Genomic DNA, 17,047 nt, shown 5'->3' with positions numbered 1-17,047 from the left:
GTCAATCCTCTTCGAGCCACGCGAGGGCGTCGCGCAACACCGGCTCTTCGCGTGCGGGAACATAGGTGTGCCCCACCGGCCCGAGATCCACGAAGCGCGCCGCGTATCCCTCTTGGACGAGCGCCGCGGCGGCATTTTCGAGTGCGCGGCGCGTCCCATCGAACCGCCCCGAGGCGAAGACGGCGCGCCGCACGCCTGCAGCGCGGAGCGTCTCGGCGGCGGGTCGTACGTCGGCGCCGATGAACATCACCGCGCGGTAGCGCCCGGGCTGGCTGCGAAGAAGATCGCGTGCAAGGTACGCCCCCTGCGAAAAACCGACGAGGACGCGACTTCCGGGCGACACGTCGACCGCGTCCGCGTACCTCGCCACGAGCCGCTGCTCCGCGTCGCCGATGACCTTGGCGCGATCGTCGCTGGACCCGGTCCAGATCGCACCGCCGCCGGTGCATGGCGTGGGGGCGCTCGGGCACAGGAGCCACGACGACTCCACCACGCCGTCTCGAAAATGGGCGCACCCGTTGCCGGGATCGCCGCACATGCCATGAAGATAAACGGTTATCGGACGGGCGCGCGGCGGCGTCCGAGACACGTCGCCCGACGGGGAAAACGCGTAAATGGGCAATCGGCCATCCCGAAGCGTCATTCGCCCTTCGCCGCGGGCATCGTGCGCCGTTTCCGCACCATTCGCTCTGGAATATCCCGTCACCATCAACGTCAATCCGAATAAAAGACAAACCACCACGGGTGCGCGCCGCGCGCGCCGAGTCAAAGGATACATATCGCCGCTCCTCCGCAGGAGCGCCGCGCCGCCCGATGCGGCGCGCGCTTTCACCCTCTCCATCGTCGGTGAAAGCCATTTCGTGACATGCCCCGCGCCGATTCACGTGCGCGCCAACTCGTGACGTGCCCGCGCCGATCACCGCGCGCGGATTCGTGGCCCGCGACGCTCCCAGCCCCAAGCATCGCGCACGGGCGCCTCGACACGTTCGCGAGCGGACCGACTCCGCACACCCCCGCGGGGCGTACTACTTCTTCGTGCCGAGGGAGGGGGTACCCACACCGCCGTAGGAGTCCCCTGGCTTTGGCGGCGCCGCCGGCGTCCAAGGCGCATCGCTCGAGCTCGAGCGACGCTGAGGTCTTCGCACGGGCGGCGCCGACGTCGTCGGAACGGACGACGGCGCCGTCGTCGGCACGGACGGCGGCGCCGTCGGCACGGGCGGCGGCGGCGCCGTCGGCACGGGCGGCGCCGTCGGCACGGGGGCCGACAAGTCCTGCGGCACGAGCTCGGGCGCCACGATCTTTCGCGCAGCGTCTCGCGCGCTCTCCACCGCGGGATCCTTCGCGATCTCGGGCTCCAACGTGGCGGCGCGATCCAGCGAGTCGAGGCACGCGCGCCACTCCCCGCGTTCGCAAAGCGCGAGACCTTCGTCGCGCTCGTTCAAGGCGCGCTCGTGCGGTGTCGGCTCCTTCGGCACCTCGGGGCCGATATCTTGCGCCATCGGCGCATCGGGCGCCGGTCGCCGCGCGCGCGCCAACCAGAGGACGACCAGGATCCCCACGATCCCGAGCGCCGCCAGCGCGGCCATTTGCGCAGCCCGGCGCGCCACGAAATGCCTCCGCAAGCGGCTCACCCGCTGGCGAACGCGCGCCGCGGGCAGCTTTTCCCCATCGGCGATCGACTCGAGCTTTTCGCCCTCGCCCTCGCGCAAAAGCCACTCGAGCGTCTGCTGCGCATCGCGCCCGCTCGGGAGCTCACGCGCCGCCCACCGCAAAAGATCGTCGGCCTCTTCCGACGATACATGGACGGGGATCTCGGGAACGTCGAAGACCTCTCGCCGCGCGCGCCGATGGTAGTCGGCCACCTTATGCCGTGCGATGCCATAGATCCACTGACGCAGCGCCTCCGGCTCGCTGGGGCGCGTCTGCGATGCCAGAGCCTCGGCCAACGTCGACTGAACGACATCCTCGGCATCCTTCTCGGGAACACGACGGCGCACGAGCGCGACGAGGGCTTCGCGGAAGGTGGACGAGGACCAATGGGACGTCACGGTTCGGGGCACATTCGCTCCTCGTACGAGAGCACGAGAGTGTGACCGCCCCACCCGTTTTTTTTCACGCCCCGAGAGTGCACGCCCTACGCCGTGCTCCCCGTGAGTGCATGCCCCACGCCGTGATCCCACGGTTCCCTGAGCCCGACGGGCTCTGCGGCTGCTCCCGGTACGCTCTCGTTTGCAAGAGAGGCCGCACGCGGCGATGCTCGTGCGATGGGAAAACGGCGTTGGGGCGCGCTGGCTGGACTGGCAGTCATGGCCTTGACGGCATGCTCGTTCTTGACTTCGTGGGACGGCATGACCGGAGGCACGGGCGCAGCGTCCGATGGGGGTCTGGGCGACACGAGCGCGGACGGCGGAGGATCGTGCACCGCCGATTGCGGCACCCCCTACTGCCAAGGCCTTCACCCCTCGCCCACCTTTTGCCGCGACTTCGACGACGGGCGGCTCTACAGCACCGATTTCGAGCTTCTGTTCAAGCGACCCGATTTCGTGGCGGCCGATCCCGGCGCTTGGTCTTCGGCCCCCCTGTCGTTCATCTCGGAGGTGGCCACGGGCTCGATGGATCGGCGAGCCTACATGTTTCGGACCTTCGACGCCGGGCGACCGCGGAACATTCGCATGTCATTCGACGTCCTCATGGAACGATACATCCCTTCCCAGGTGGCAAGCGTGGTGAGCATCGAGGGCCACCCCGACCAGCCCGATTCACGCAAGATGGACGTTTACCTGGGAGCGGACGGCTCGAGCATCGAAGAACGCATCATGAACCCCGACGGCTCGGCGCCCCAGTATCGAAACTACCTCTTCGTGGATCGTCAACCGAGGGCCGGCACATGGTCCCATCTCGACATTCGAATCGACGTACCCGCGCGGCGGATCGCCGCACGCCTGGACGGCACCCTCGTCATCGACAATGAAATAAAGGCCGATTGGTCCGTCTCCGACATCGAGCTCAAACTCGGCATCGTGTGGGCGACGGAAAACACATCCACGTGGCGCTTTCGCTACGACGACATCGTCCTCGATCTCCATTGAATCGAAGCCGTCCGCCGGATCACCGCGCGCACCAAAAACCCCGGGCCCTGGAGATCATCCAGAGCCCGGGCCGTCGCGAATGGATCAACTGCCGTGTATCACCTGCCGTGGATCAACCGCAGAGGAGCAAGCTGATCCCGCTGTCACCACAGTCGCCGAGGACGCTCAGATCGCTGCCTGCTGCAAACGAATCGTCGCTGGTTTCGACTTCCGAAGCGTCTTCGATGGCCTGCAAATCGAGGATGGACATGAGACTCGTTCCCTTTCTTGTAACGTTGTTCGACGATCAGAGCGAGACGGAAGCCGGCGCAAGAAACGGCAAATGCACGGGCTCCCCGTGACAGGCAGCGCCGAGCGCGAGGAGCACCCCGGCGTTGCCGGTGGCCAGATCCATGGAGAGCCGCAGCAATTGATCGCCGGGAAACGCGAGGTGCCCGCGATACGAGAGCGCGTGCCAATTCAGGCGACGAACCTGTTCGCGCACCTCCGGGTCGGCGATCGCCGCACCGGCGCCATGAAGCTGACTCGAATAAAGGACCATGCCGGCGCGCCCGCGGAGCAAGCCGGGTTGAACGTAGAACCTCGATCGCGCGGCGATCCGAATTCCCGCGCTGGCTTCGGCAAATGCCTCATCGTGGCGATGCGCCAAATACCGATCGAGGACCAGACCGATTCCCGTGCTGCCGCCGTCGAGGTAAGGCAAACGCCGCCACCCTTCGTTGACCTGCAAGCACCCATCGGGCCTCGCGATGCACCGGCGCAAATCCTGACGAAGGGCCACCGCCGCGTGATCGAGAAATACGGAATCACGTGTCTGCTCGTACAGATGAACGAAGAGCAGCGCCGGCCCCGAGGCCCCCAGCATCAAGCCGGCATACGGAAACTTCCCCCCGCTGATGGGCCCCACCTGCTCGACCCCCCCGAGCCGATCGGCGATGTTCTGCGCGAGCCGCAGCGCCTCCCCACGCAAGGTCGAATCCCCCGCGGCCTCTCCAAGGTGGTCGAGGTTGAGCGCGATCCCCGAGAGCCCCTCGGCGAGATCCAACCCGAGCTCCCCCGGCAGCTCCCGGAGGCCGCGCTCGACGATGGCCAACGCCTCCGCACGATGACCGAGGCGGTCGAGCACATGCGCCACGCCGTGCAGACCATGGTAAAATCCCCAGCCGCTACCCTTGTGGGGGCCACGCTTCACTTGGCGCACGAGCCATTCTTCGAATGGCGGGAAGGTCCCCGCCCCCGTCATGGCCAGCGCATACAGGACCCCCGCCGCACCGTGTGCCAGGCCGCACCCGCCCACGCGAAACTGCGCAGGGTCGCCCGGAAAAAGTCGATCGTCCCGCTCGGGGGTCGCCGAGGCCACGATGGCCGCCGCCAGCGATCGCCGCATGAGCGGCCAGTCGAACGCATCCGGCAGCTCCCTCGTCTCGCGCCGTCGCGGCGCATCGCCGTAGGCTCGACCCAGGACGATCGCGGCGTCCTCGAGGAGCATGCTTCGCTCCACCGGAAAATGCTCCACGATCGTATCCACCAACTCGAAGACCTTGCTCGGGTCGGCCCGCAAGAGGGTCGTGATGGGCAAGAACAACGCGAGCCGCAGACACGCCAGCGAATACGCATCCCGCTCGAAGCCCGTGCGCTCCGACGGGGCCGTAAACCCCGGCGCGCCGAGCATCGGCCCTGGATCGCGGCTCACATCGAACGCGACCTCGAAGTCGACCAAGGTCAATCGCCCATCGGGCCCAATCATGATGTTGCGCGGGTGCAAGTCCCCGAAGACGATATCCCGCGCATGAATTTCTTCGAGCGCCCGCGCGGCCTGCGCATGAATGCGCAGCGCCCACTCCGTATATTCGGCGATCGCCGCCGGATCCGGGGTCGCGGTGAGGAGCGGATAGCGCTGAACCTGGGCCCGATTGAGCGCGACCCCATCGATCAGCTCTTCGATGAGAAAATGATGCTCCCCCACGACATGGTATCCGAGAACGCGCGGCACGGCCTCGATGCCCGCGAGGCGCTGGAGCGTATCCCTCTCCCTCTCGAGGCGCGCGACGGCATCCAAACCTCCCAACGATAGCCCCGCATACGGCCGCGCCTCTTTGATGACGACGCGCTCTCCGGTATCGCGATGGCGCCCCAAGTACACGCCGCCGCCGTTGGAGAAATGCAGCGCCGACTCGACCTGATAAGGTAAACCATCCGCCTTGATCGCGTTGCGCGCCTCCACGTGCGGCCGCAAAAACTCCGGCAAACGGACCCACACGGGCGGTGCAAAGACCGGCCCGCGAACGTCGGGGACGAGCTTCCCGTCGGGATCGGCGATGGCCGACACCTGCACGCCGCGCGCATCGCGGCACGTTCGCTGCGCGAAATTTCCATAACGCACATAGAGCGGACCGCGGGCATACCGTAAATCGCTCAAAATGTAGGGCCCCGGCTCACCGCCGATACGCTCGTTCAATTCATGAAGAACGATGGCGAGCGCAGCTTCATCCGCCGGATAGATGGTCACCAGTTTACCGCTGCCGTTGCGCTGCGCGTATTTCGTATTCCGCACGAAGTGAATGGCCGGACCACGCAAAAACTTGAAAGCAATCCGCGCGGGCACGCAATATTCCCACACCGCTTCCAAAATGCGATTGGCGTTGCCCATACATCCCGACACGTGGACCTTCCACCCCTGCTGCGGAAGGGATATGTCATCCGGCCGGAAGCGAACCCACGTATCGTCGACATGGCGCTGCCATCCCGCAGGCAACGCCCGATTCGCCAGCGCAAAATCGTCACAGCCTTCGCGGTCCATCCGGGCGGGCGATTCGTAAAAAAACGGATCGGCGAGGCAGTAGGCCTCGTAAGATGCATCCATCGAATCCTCCACTTGGCAAAAAAAACGCCAGTCAAATGGGGAAATTGAGTGTGGTGTCGACCGTCTGGTTGTGACGCGAGCTACGACGACAGCTATTCATGTAACGTTAATTTCAAATCAGACAACGGATCAAGGACTTTCGTTTAACGCTCGGCAAACGAGTACTCTCGACATCGAAGCCCGAAACGGAGACCTCAAGCGATCCGGGGCGCTCATGCCAACAGCCCAACTTTCGATATGCGCTGCAAGCCCACCCTTTCGCGCCACGCGCAACGTCCGTTGCGGCGCGCGAAAGGTGAGCCCTCTCGATCCTCAGTACGGCACGAAGCCGGCCCAGGACATGTTGGAGTTCGAGCCGGGAATGCAGGCGACGGAACCGGTGGGAACCCCGATGCGCATACCGTGGCTCGCGACTTCGGTTTCGAACGTGGGGAGGATATTGGACGTCGGGCACGCGCTTCCGGGCACGACATAGACCCTCATTTGCGTTCCTGCCCGCGCCGCCGCCAGGTCCGTGAGCACGAACGGCCCGCTGGCGACCAGCTTCATTCCACTCGAGTTCGTGATGTAGCCCCCGCGGAGCTGCGCAACGTCCGTATCGGCCGTCAGCACGGCGGTGGCTGCTGCGGCGGTGCTCGTCGGAGACTGGGCCGACGCGAGGCGCACGCCCATGACCGAAACGATGCCTGCGATGGCGCCAAGTCCAACCAGTGACACTTTCCCAAAAGCGACCATGGTCTCATTCTCCTCATTCTATCGTTGCCAATGTGACATTCTCGGATCGAGCCCGTTGGTCAAAACGGGCCCGCGTCCTCTATGGATCGACTGATCTACTTATCGGCCGCGCGTGCACCCCGGTTGTCTCGAAAGACGCCCCGCCGGCTCGCCCGTCGAGGCGCGGCCCCGCCCGCTTCGTCTTGGGTGATCGCGACCACATAGTCGACGAAGGCTCGAATCTTGGCCGACATGTTCTGCGCCGAATGATAGAGCGCATAAAGCGGATATGTCTCGTCCGCCCATCCGGGCAACACCTGCACGAGCTGCCCATGGGCGAGGGCCTCGCGCACATGGAGATGGGAGAACTGCGCGATCCCTTGTCCGGCGAGGCACGCGGCCAGCATCGGCCCGAAGTGATTCACCATGATCTGGCCTTTCACATTCACGGGCACCACGTCTTTGCCGCGGACGAACACCCAACCAAAGTGGCTCCCCGTCGTGGGATCGCGCATCAGCACGCACCGATGCTTCTCGAGATCGAGCGGCCGCCGCGGCGTGCCGTGCTGCTCGAGGTACTCCGGTGACGCGCACGTGACGACGCGCGTGTGCATGAGCAGCCGAGCCTTCAGCGCGGACGGCTCCGGATTGCCCAAGCGAACGGCGACGTCGATTCCATCCCGGATCAGATCACCGATGCGATCGCGCACCGCGAGCTCGACGAAGAGCTCGGGGTGCATGGCCATGAAGGGCCCCAGGCGCGGCATCAGAACGAATTGAGCGGTCCCCGGATCGACGTTCACGCGGAGCCGCCCGCGCACCTTGGCGAGCGAGCGCCCGGCCTCGTTCGTCGCCTCCTCGATGGCCCGCAGATGCGGGGCGATGGACTCGTAAAAGCGGCCCCCTTCGTCGGTCAGCGCGATCGAGCGCGCCGACCGCTGGAAGATCCGCACGCCGATCCGAGCTTCGAGGCGCCCGATCGAGCGGCTGACCGCCGGCTGCGTCAGGCCGAGCGCCTCGCCTGCGCCCATGAAGCTCCCGGCCTCCACGACCGCCCGCAGCACACCGAGCCCTTCGAGCCCATTCTTGTTCGTTTGCTTAGCCATACTTTCCGTCATGCATAGCATGACGAGCATGCGGATTGAGACATGCTCGCCCATGGCCCATGCTCTCCCCGTCGACATCGAATCGCCCGCGATGGGCGCGCACCAAGGATTGAGAACATCATGCGTATCTTCGTTACGGGAGCCTCGGGATTCGTTGGAACCGAGGTCGTTCGGGAGCTCCTCCAGGCCGGTCATGAGGTCGTGGGGCTCGCTCGCTCCGACTCGGCCGCAAAAGCCATCTCCGACCTCGGCGCCATCACGTACCGCGGAGATCTCGAGGAGCCCGACAGCCTCCGGCGCGGCGCCTCCGAGGCAGACGCCGTCATCCATACCGGATTCAACCACGACTATGCAAAGTACGCCGCCAAGTGCGAAATCGATCGCAAGGTGATCGAGGTGCTCGGCTCCGCGCTCCACGGCTCGAGCCGCCCTCTGATCGTCACCTCGGCCCTCGGGGTGCTCCCCACGGGGCACGTCGTGACCGAGCAGACGATGCCGCGATCGCCCAACCCGAGCCCGCGCGCCGCGACGGAGGAGGCCGCGCGCGCCTCGATGGATCGCGGCGTGAACGTGTCCGTCGTCCGCCTCCCGCTGTCGACGCACGGCAAAGGTGACCACGCCTTCGTACCGATGCTCATCGATCTTGCGCGCGACAAAGGTATCTCGGCCTATATCGCCGACGGCCAGAATCGATGGCCCGCGGTCCACCGGACCGACGCCGCGAAGGTGTATCGCCTCGCCGTCGAGCGAAGGACCCCCGGCGCTTACTACCACGCGATCGCCGAGGAAGGCGTACCGTTTCGGGAGATCGCCGAGGTCATCGGACGGCGATTGAATATCCCCGTCGTCTCCAAGAGCCGAGAGGAAGCCGCCGCGCACTTCACCTGGTTCGCGCACTTCGCCGCGATGAACGTCACGGCCTCGAGCCAGCAAACGCGGGAACGATTGCAGTGGCGACCCACGTTCCCCGGATTGATCGCCGACATCGACCAGCCTTACTACTTCGAATGAGCATCCGAGGCGCTGCGCGCATCCAAACCGCGCTTACTACCCGCAGACCAACCACGAAATCCCAAAATGGCGGAGGGCCCGGCCCGACCTCGGGCCCCTCCGCGGGTCATCTACCCTGCAAGGCCTTCACGTTGTTGCCGAAGGTCCAGTTCCTCGAGCCGTCCCAGTTGATCGACCAGGTCATCAGCCCCTTCAGGCCGCGGACACTGTTGTAGGCCTGCGATACCAGATTGGGAGACATGTAGCCGCCACCCGCGCCCGGCTGCGCCGGCAAACCCGGGACCTGCTTGTCGAGCGGCACCCGAATGGTCACCCCCTGCACCACCAGGCCCGTGTCCAAGCAATTCGTCTGCACGGTAAAGCCTTGGACCGTCCCTGCCTGGTACGAATCACCGCGGCAACCGTACATGCTTCCATTGTAGTACTGCATATTCAGCCACCAGAGTCGCCCATTGTCGGCGTACTTCTTGATGATCGGCAGATAGGCTCCCCAGATCGACCCGTACACGATGCTGCCGCCCGTGACATACGCCGTTTCGGGCGCCATCGTCAGCCCGAAGTTCGATGGCATCTGCGCGAGCACGCCATCGATGATCCGGATCAGGTTCTTCTGCGACGTGGACAGTGTATTGATGTTCCCGGAGCTGGTCAGACCCGTCTCGATGTCGATGTCGATGCCGTCGAAGTTGTACTTCTTGAGGATCGGCACGATGGTGGCCACGAACTTGTCGGCCACCGCCGTCGAGTTGAGGTCGATGCCGGCGGCCGCCCCACCGATGGACATCAGAATGGTGGCCCCGGCGTCCTTGGCCGCGCACATCTGGGCGGGCGTGGACACCTTGACCGTGGCATCCATCCCATCCTCCCAGAGGGCCGTGCCATCGTTGAGGATCACCGGGAACGCCGCGTTGATCACATTGTAGCCGTGGGCGAGAATCCGGCTGTCGTTGATTGGAACCCAACCAAATGGCGGATGAACACCATTGGCCGCCCCATCCCAGTTCTCCCAGTACCCCTGGAGGACCTTCCCCGTCGGCCGAGATTTGACCGGACAAGTGTCCGCCAAAACCGCCTCTTCGGCGACCTCCGCCGCCGCCGCCGGAGCCCCCCCTGCCACCACCAAACCGAGCCCCATCAAGCACGAAAGCAAACGACGCATATCCGTATTGTCCTTTCTGGCTCGCGGAACGGGACAATCCCCCGTCCCCAATCCGAGCGAGCGCACACTAGCTCGGGCCGCGCGAAATTCTGCACAGGAAAGGGACGGCAAATGCCGGAGACGGGGGGAAGGGTCCATACATTGCCCCGCATTTTTCGGCAGCGCGAGCGTACATCGCGGAGCAGCTCAGCTCAGCCATGATTCGAGGACCGGGCGGTACGGCGGCGCCATTTCGGCCCCCCCTCGCGCATCAATACCCGAGGGTGAAACGCCTTTGGACGTACTTTGGAATCTCCACTTCGTCGATCAACGCGACCGCGAGATCTTCGTACGAGATGCGGCTCTCCCCATCTCGGTCCAGCACCGGCTGATTGTCGCCCAGCCGAAAGCGGCCGGTGCGCTCGCCCGCGCGGATTTGCTCCGCCGGGCTCACGTAGGTCCAATTGCGATTGGAGAGCCGGAGCACGTTCAGCGCGTCGCGGTGCCCCTCGACCGCCACTTTGTATTCCTTGGGGATACCGAGCTTCTCCAATCGCGCCTCCGCGTCCGGCGAGTCGACCAACGCGAGCCCGGGCCGGATCTCCAGGCTCCCCGCGCCGCCGACCACGATGAGGCGCATGCTCGGGCGCGTGCGCTCGATGGCCCGCAGCATGGACCGGGCGGCCGCCGCGTACACCGAAGGATCCGCGATCGAGCGCTGGATGGTGTCGGCGATGTCGATGGACGCGTTGCCGGGTTGGTAGGTGCTGACCAGGACGTCGACGTCGTCGAGCGCCCGCGCGAGGCCCTCGGGGTCGAACACGTCGGCCACCTTCCACGCGACTTTGCCGCTCTTTTCCGGCGGAACACGCGACGCGTCGCGCGCGATGGCCGTCACCCGATGTCCGCGCCGCAGCGCTTCGTCTGCGATGCGCCGGCCGATGTTCCCCGTAGCTCCGATGATTCCGATGTTCATGCGCCGTGTTTTAGGGTGGTGCGCATCATCAAGGTAGTTGATAATCTTGACAATGATGTTCAACCTTACTGACTATCGAGTCCTCCGCCAGATCGATCTCAACCTGCTCGTGGTGTTCGCCACCGTATTCCGAGAGCGCAGCGTGAAGCGCGCCGCGAAGCGGTTGTTCGTCGGTCAATCGGCGGTGAGCATGGCGCTGGGGCGGCTTCGCGTGCTCTTCAAGGACGACCTCTTCGTCAAGGTGGCGACCGGGGTCGAGCCCACGTCGAAGGCGACGGCGATCGAGCCGCTGGTGCAAAAGGCCCTGGACCTGGTGCACGGCGCGGTCTTCGACGCGACCGAGTTCGATCCGAAGACGGCATCCCGAATCGTCCGCCTGGCCCTGGCCGACGATTTGGACGTGTGGCTCCTGCCTCGCCTCTTGGACGAGATTCAACGAAAAGCGCCGGGCGTGATCCTCGTCGTGCAGAGCAACAATTGGTACACGGGGCTCCCCTTGCTCGAGCGCGGAGAGACGGACATCGCCATCGGTGTGCTGCCCAAACCGGGCGCCGCGCTCGTCTCCGAGGAGCTCTATCGGCAGCGGTTCGTTTCGATCTTCGATCCTGCTCACGTGCGACCGCCGCTCACGATGAGGCGATTCCTCGCGACGCCCCACGTGATGGCGAGCATCACCGGCGATCTGGTGGGCCTGGTCGACGAGGCGCTCCGCGCCCAAGGGAAGAAGCGCCGTTTGATCGCCACGGTCTCCGGATTCAGTCCCCTGGGCGCCCTCGTCAAGGGCCGGCCGCTCATCGCGACCTTGCCGCACATCGCGGCGGCGGTGGTGGCGCAGACGTACGGGCTTCGCACGGCCGAGCCACCCGTTGCCATGACCGCATATCCCGTATCCATGGTGTGGCACGCCAAATCCGAGCGCGACGCGGCGCTCACGTGGGTTCGGGAGCAACTGCGCGCCGTCGTGCGGGCCGTTCTGGAGCCGAGCGCCGGCGCGCCGTCGTCGGGCTCGAAGCGAGGCGGGGCCGTCGATCGATGACGCCCACGGGCGACGTCGCATCTTCGGGCGCGATTCGTCGGCCCGCGCGCCCCGGCCGGCTCTCCATTGGGTATTTGGTCGAAATGGACCGCGTCGCGAACACGCGGCTGTAGCAGGCCGGATACATGTGCGGACCGCCGAGAATTCATGTTCGCCCCCCGTGGCGAGGCGTTGACGGCAGCATGCGAAAAGTCCACCTTCGCAAGCGATGCGCGCTTCGTTCTTGGCTTGGAAAATGGCTTTGGCCGTCGCCGTAGCGGGTAGCGGCCTTTGGGCATGTGACTCCAATGACGCGACCCCTTCGCCGCACGATAGCGGAACCGCCGACGCAGGGCCGGACGCAAAGACGGCCGATCCCCGCGACGCGGGGCCTGGCGACGCGGAGCCGGATGCCCCCGCTCCCCTCACCGCCACCTTTTCGCCTGCAAACAAAGACGAGAATGTCGGCGTGCGCGATCCGATTCGAATCACATTTTCGGAGCCCGTCCAGATCTCCCCCAACCCCGTCTCGCTCTTCCGGGCCGATGGCGCCGCCATCGCATCGACGGCCGCGCTCTCCGCCGACCGGCGCACCCTCACCGTCACCCCGACGAGCCCCTTTTCGGCGCCGGCCGAGGTGTTCGCGACCTTCGGCGACATTTCCACGCTCGACGGCAAGCCATTTGCGCCCAAGCCGGCGTGGAGTTGGAAAATCCCCTATTGGCACGCCGTGGGACGCGGTTCGCTCGACGCCAGCCACTCGGCGATCTACTTGGCGGGCGGACCCGACGGGCAGATCCACGCCATTCATGGGAGGTACGACGCATCCCATCGATTGCGCCCCTTCGTGAGCCGCATCGACGGCCCCCAAGGAACGTGGCACACGCTCGGCGACATCGGCTTCGTCGACGACATCGCGCCGTACTCGATCGCCGCCGATCCGCAAGGTGCGCCGGTGGTGTTCGTCCCCGAAGAGTCGAGCGGCAACTACCGCATGCGCGTTCGGAGGTGGTCGGGCACCGACTGGAAGAACGTTGGCTATCCATTTGGAATCACCAAAACCTCCCATCGACAAGAGCACCGTGCGATGGCCATCGACGCCACGGGCCGAATGTTCGTCGCCTTCGCCGACAGCACTGCGGGCGAAGAGGGATACTTCACCGTGGTTTGGGCCTTCGACGGAAACCAATGGCGCTCGCTCGGCCGAGTCACGAGCCTGTCGGAAGGCTACGTCGGATCGCCGTCGGTCGCCGTGGACAAAGAAGGGACTCCTTACGTCAGCGTGACCGCGCGCGGCCCATCCGGCGGAAGCGCGTTGGTGCGCAAGTTCTCGAGCGGCGCATGGGTCCCCGCCGGCCCCGACCCTTCCCTCGACGGCCGGAGCGCTTCGCTCGTGCGCCTGGCCTTCGATGACGCGGGCGAACTGTTCGCTTTGATGGCCACGGCCGCGGGGACCGAGTCCGATCTTCGCGTCGCACGCCTCGACGGTGGAAAATGGGTGCAGGTCGGCCAGCCCCTCGGCGCCTCGCGTTACGATGTGAGCCTTACCCACTTCGTACGGGGCCGCGAAGGCCACCTCTTCGCACTTTGGCGGCAGGCGGAGGACGTGGACAACGCAGCGTCGTTTCATGTCGCCGATGTGACGCGAAAGGATTGGAGCCTGGTCGGGCCGTCTTTTTTGGTTCCATATGGCGGATACGATGACTCTCTGGCGGTCGAATCGGATGGCTCCCCCATCGTCACGGTCGATTCCGGCGGCCCCGTGTACCGCGTCAATCATTGAGCCCCCACGGCGGGCATCGATTCCTCTCGAAGGCGCACACTCATGAGCTCTCTCGGTCGCAATTATCTTCGATATTCCCACTTGGCCTTCCTCGTCGCGTACTCCGGCCTCGTCGCCGCCCTCGATGGCTGCGGCAGCTCCGATGCGCAGCCGTCGAATCGACCGCCCGCGGAGGACGCGGGGGCTCCCGATGCGCAGCCTGCTCCCGACGGAGGCCCGCGCGGCTGCCTCCCACGCACCGACACGGCGTGCGACGTGTTTGCGTCGCCGGCCCAGGGCAACGACGCGAACCCGGGCACGCGCGAAAGGCCGGTGAAGACCCTGAAAGAGGCGCTGGCCATCGCCAAAAAAGGACAAACCGTCTACCTCGGCGACGGCACCTACGATGCCGCGAACGGCGAGGTGTGGCCGCAGAAGATCGCCGACGGGGTCACCCTCGAGGCCCTCGCCCAAGGAAGCGCGCAGATCGCGGGCGCGCCGCAGGCATCGGGCCTCGAGCTCACGGGCAGCGCCCAACTGCGGGGGGTCGTCTTCCGCGCATTCAAGGAGGCGGTCCGTGCGACGGCCGGGACCTTGAGGGCGACCGATGTGCGCATCGAAGGCGGCGGCGGATTTCAGCTCGCAGATACCGCAAAGGCGTATTTGCATAGCGTCACGTTCGAGGAGATCACGGGCGTGGGCGTTCATGTCCTCGGCCACGCCGAGCTCGAGATGAACGGCGGGGGCATCCACGTCACACCGCGCGGCACGGGCGACTGCATGAACCTCGCGGGCGTGTTCGTGACGCAGCTCGGGAAGGCGACCATCAGCGGGGTGTCCTTCTCCATGCTGGGGGTCGCGAGCGTCCTGGCCGCCGCGGGCGCTGCGGTGAACGTGAGCAACAGCACCTTCGCAGGCCCGATCCCGAGCGTATTTTGCGCCTCGAGCCAGATCACCGTGGCCGGCAGCGCGACCCTCACCGCCGACAGCGTTCGCGTGACCAACCTATCGGGGTTCGGCGCCATGGCCATGGACCCGTCGAGCAACCTCACGATCCGGCGCTCGACGATCGAGAACACCACCGGGGCCATCCACAACACCGGACAGCTGACCGTCGAAGAGAGCTTCCTCGAAGCGCGGCTGACGACGATTTGGCTCAAGGAGAATAGCGTCGCCACCATCTCCAACACGAGAATCCATGGGAGCTCGGGCGTGCACACGGAGTACAATGCCTCGCTCACCCTACGAAAGAGCGAGATCCAAGTGACGGGGTCCGGCGTGTGGATCCCGCGCGCGAACGTCGATCTCGGCACCGTGGACGATCCTGGAGAGAACAGCTTCCTCGCCGGCGAGACCGCGCTCTGGATCGGCTACGGAACCCCGACGGTCCAAGCCGTCGGCAACCGCTGGCGCCCCAACGTGCAAGGCGCCGACGTGTTCGGATCGTACGACGCCCAGCTCGTGCAAGGCCCGACGTCTCCCGCGAAGCCGTCGAACTTCGACCTTCAAGCCAACTGCAGCATTCAGTTCTGAATCGGGGGCTCGAGGGCAAGGCCACCCGAGAGCGCGATCGCCGCATCCAAGTCGGGGGTGATGGCGAGCCCCATGTACTTCGTCTCCAATTTGGCCTTGTCGAAGATTCGCCGCGGCTTCGGCAGGGGCCCCGCGAGGACGACCTTCTTCTTCCAGCGGAGCACCCTAGCCATCGCGTTCTCGAGCGCCACGAGCCCCGTCGCGTCGATGACGGGGACGCGCCCCAAATCGATGATGAGCACGCGAAACGAGTCCCCCTGGACCGAGTGGAGCGCGCCCATGGCCTTCTGGGCTCCACCGAAGAAGAGCGGGCCGTTGATCGCGTAGAGCATGACCCCTTCGGGCAAGGCGACCTTTCCGCCCTCGCGCGTGGCGTCGAGCTCCAAACGAGACTGCGTGAGCTCGGCCATGCGCCGCATGAACAAGATGGCCGCGAGCACGAAGCCCGTGGAGACAGCGACCACCATATCGAAGAAGACCGTGAGCAAAAAGCACGTCACGAGCACGAAGACATCGCTCTTCGGTGCAACTTTGATGATACCGACGAAGCTGTGAACCTCGGACATGTTCCACGCCACGAGAAGCAAGAGCGCGGCGAGCGAGGCCATGGGCACGTACGCCATCCACCGGCCCAGCGCGAGCATCGCCAAGAGAACCACGGCGGCGTGCGTGACCGATGCAAACGGAGAGCGCGCCCCCGCGCGAATGTTCGTCGCGGTTCGGGCGAGCGCCCCCGTGGCGGCGATGCCCCCAAAGATCGGCGCGACGACATTTCCCACCCCGAGCGCCACCAGCTCCGTGTTCGGATCGTGCCGCGTATGGGTCATACCGTCGGCGATCACCGCCGACAGGAGCGACTCGATCGCGCCCAGCATGGCGATGGCCAATGCGGCCGGAAGTAGGTCGTGAACGAGCCCGAAGGTCAGCCCGCCCGTGCCCCACGGCAGAGAGGGCGACGGGAGCACGGACGGAATACCCGCGATCTCCACGCCGCCCACCACGGTGTGAAATCGGCTTCCGATGGTGGCGACCGCGAACGCCGGATAGGCCGCGTGAAGCAGCGCCGAGACGAGCGCTGCGCCGCCAATGGCGATGAGCGGCGCCGGAACCTTCTCGATGATCCGCGGAATGAGCAGAAGGAGCGCGAGGGTCACGGCCGCCACGCCAAACTCACCCGCGTGCGCCGTCCCCCTGGCCCGCCAAAGCGCGGCGACTTTATCGACGTAGTGCTCGGGCATCGAATCCGGCAGGAGCCCGAACACGTCCTTGATCTGCAAGGTCGCGATGACGGTCGCGATGCCCGTGGTAAAGCCCGTCGTCACCGGGTACGGGATGTACTGAATCAAGCTCCCGAGGCGCGCGAGCCCCATGGCGATGAGCAGGAGCCCGGCCAAGAGCCCCGCCGTCAGCAACCCCCCGATCCCGTGCTTGGCAACGATCGGCGCCAGGATCACCACGAACGCGGCCGTCGGGCCGGTCACCTGAAATTTGCACCCACCGAGCAAGGCCACGACCGCACCGGCGACGATGGCGGTGTAAAGGCCGTGCTGAGGCGGCGTGCCCACCGCGATGGCCAGCGCCATCGAGAGGGGCAAGGCCACGATGCCGACCACGGCACCCGCCAACACGTCCGAGCGCAGATCGGCGATCCCGTACCCTTTCGCGAACACGCGACGAAGGGCTGCCCCGATCGGCACGGCGGCCATCGCGCCGGCTTTTCCGGGGGCTAGCTCTTTTCGGAACGCGCGGCTGCGAGGTGGACTTTCCAGTGTCGTCATCGTGTCCCTTCCTCCGGGAGGTGCGAAGTCGCATGGCTGCGGTAGGGCGCGGATCGCCCGGG

Annotated in this window: 14 protein-coding genes; 5 read left to right on the top strand and 9 right to left on the bottom strand. The window is 65.8% G+C overall.

Features of this window, described 5'->3' with window-relative positions; genetic code table 11:
- Position 1: 1 nt before the first annotated feature.
- Together LZC94_10110 and LZC94_10105 are read right to left on the bottom strand one after the other, a co-directional pair.
- Positions 2 to 643 carry a hypothetical protein gene (locus tag LZC94_10110; GenBank protein ID WXB17614.1) on the bottom strand — a complete coding sequence of 214 codons (642 nt, stop codon included), beginning with the start codon at positions 641 to 643 and terminating at the stop codon, positions 2 to 4.
- Between the two features lie 382 nt (positions 644 to 1,025).
- Positions 1,026 to 2,048, bottom strand: coding sequence for a sigma-70 family RNA polymerase sigma factor (locus tag LZC94_10105; GenBank protein WXB17613.1), 1,023 nt, complete (start codon positions 2,046 to 2,048; stop codon positions 1,026 to 1,028).
- 258 nt (positions 2,049 to 2,306) lie between these two features.
- On the opposite strand from LZC94_10105, the gene LZC94_10100 reads away from it, so the two are divergent.
- Entirely contained in the window at positions 2,307 to 3,089 is a 783-nt protein-coding gene (locus LZC94_10100; protein WXB17612.1) for a hypothetical protein, read from the top strand.
- A 112-nt stretch (positions 3,090 to 3,201) separates the two neighbouring features.
- Here LZC94_10100 and LZC94_10095 read toward each other — a convergent pair whose 3' ends face one another.
- From LZC94_10095 to LZC94_10080, 4 genes are all read right to left on the bottom strand, one after another.
- Entirely contained in the window at positions 3,202 to 3,339 is a 138-nt protein-coding gene (locus LZC94_10095; GenBank protein WXB17611.1) for a SapB/AmfS family lanthipeptide, read from the bottom strand.
- A gap of 36 nt (positions 3,340 to 3,375) precedes the next feature.
- Positions 3,376 to 5,952, bottom strand: coding sequence for a class III lanthionine synthetase LanKC (gene lanKC, locus LZC94_10090; protein WXB17610.1), 2,577 nt, complete (start codon positions 5,950 to 5,952; stop codon positions 3,376 to 3,378).
- 312 nt (positions 5,953 to 6,264) lie between these two features.
- A complete protein-coding gene (locus tag LZC94_10085; GenBank protein WXB17609.1) occupies positions 6,265 to 6,687 on the bottom strand; it encodes a hypothetical protein in 423 nt (140 codons plus the stop codon).
- 95 nt (positions 6,688 to 6,782) lie between these two features.
- Positions 6,783 to 7,772, bottom strand: a complete 990-nt coding sequence (locus tag LZC94_10080) for a LysR family transcriptional regulator (protein WXB17608.1) — start codon at positions 7,770 to 7,772, stop codon at positions 6,783 to 6,785.
- Between the two features lie 120 nt (positions 7,773 to 7,892).
- On the opposite strand from LZC94_10080, the gene LZC94_10075 reads away from it, so the two are divergent.
- The gene (locus LZC94_10075; protein ID WXB17607.1) at positions 7,893 to 8,783 is read left to right on the top strand and encodes an SDR family oxidoreductase; all 891 of its coding nucleotides are present in this window, start codon (positions 7,893 to 7,895) and stop codon (positions 8,781 to 8,783) included.
- 106 nt (positions 8,784 to 8,889) lie between these two features.
- Here the strand turns inward: LZC94_10075 and LZC94_10070 are convergent, their stop codons facing one another.
- Both LZC94_10070 and LZC94_10065 read right to left on the bottom strand, forming a co-directional pair.
- A complete protein-coding gene (locus LZC94_10070; GenBank protein WXB17606.1) occupies positions 8,890 to 9,942 on the bottom strand; it encodes a chitinase in 1,053 nt (350 codons plus the stop codon).
- A 250-nt stretch (positions 9,943 to 10,192) separates the two neighbouring features.
- Positions 10,193 to 10,897 (bottom strand): NAD(P)H-binding protein, encoded by a 705-nt coding sequence (locus LZC94_10065; GenBank protein ID WXB17605.1) that lies wholly within the window; start codon positions 10,895 to 10,897, stop codon positions 10,193 to 10,195.
- Positions 10,898 to 10,949: 52 nt separating this feature from the next.
- Between LZC94_10065 and LZC94_10060 the strand changes: the two genes are divergently transcribed.
- From LZC94_10060 to LZC94_10050, 3 genes are all read left to right on the top strand, one after another.
- A complete protein-coding gene (locus tag LZC94_10060; GenBank protein ID WXB17604.1) occupies positions 10,950 to 11,933 on the top strand; it encodes a LysR family transcriptional regulator in 984 nt (327 codons plus the stop codon).
- Positions 11,934 to 12,168: 235 nt separating this feature from the next.
- Positions 12,169 to 13,695 carry an Ig-like domain-containing protein gene (locus LZC94_10055; GenBank protein WXB17603.1) on the top strand — a complete coding sequence of 509 codons (1,527 nt, stop codon included), beginning with the start codon at positions 12,169 to 12,171 and terminating at the stop codon, positions 13,693 to 13,695.
- Positions 13,696 to 13,737: 42 nt separating this feature from the next.
- Complete coding sequence (locus LZC94_10050) at positions 13,738 to 15,207, top strand: DUF1565 domain-containing protein (protein ID WXB17602.1); 1,470 nt, start codon at positions 13,738 to 13,740, stop codon at positions 15,205 to 15,207.
- Here the strand turns inward: LZC94_10050 and dauA are convergent.
- Positions 15,198 to 16,985, bottom strand: coding sequence for a C4-dicarboxylic acid transporter DauA (dauA, locus tag LZC94_10045; protein WXB17601.1), 1,788 nt, complete (start codon positions 16,983 to 16,985; stop codon positions 15,198 to 15,200). The two genes, LZC94_10050 and dauA, sit on opposite strands and share 10 nt — an antisense overlap.
- Between the last annotated feature and the right edge of the window lie 62 nt (positions 16,986 to 17,047).

It is taken from the genome of Sorangiineae bacterium MSr11954 (assembly GCA_037157815.1).
Lineage (GTDB): Bacteria > Myxococcota_A > Polyangia > Polyangiales > Polyangiaceae > Pendulispora > Pendulispora albinea.
The sequence above is the reverse complement of the archived record's forward strand: the minus strand, read 5'-3'. Positions and strand labels throughout refer to the sequence as shown.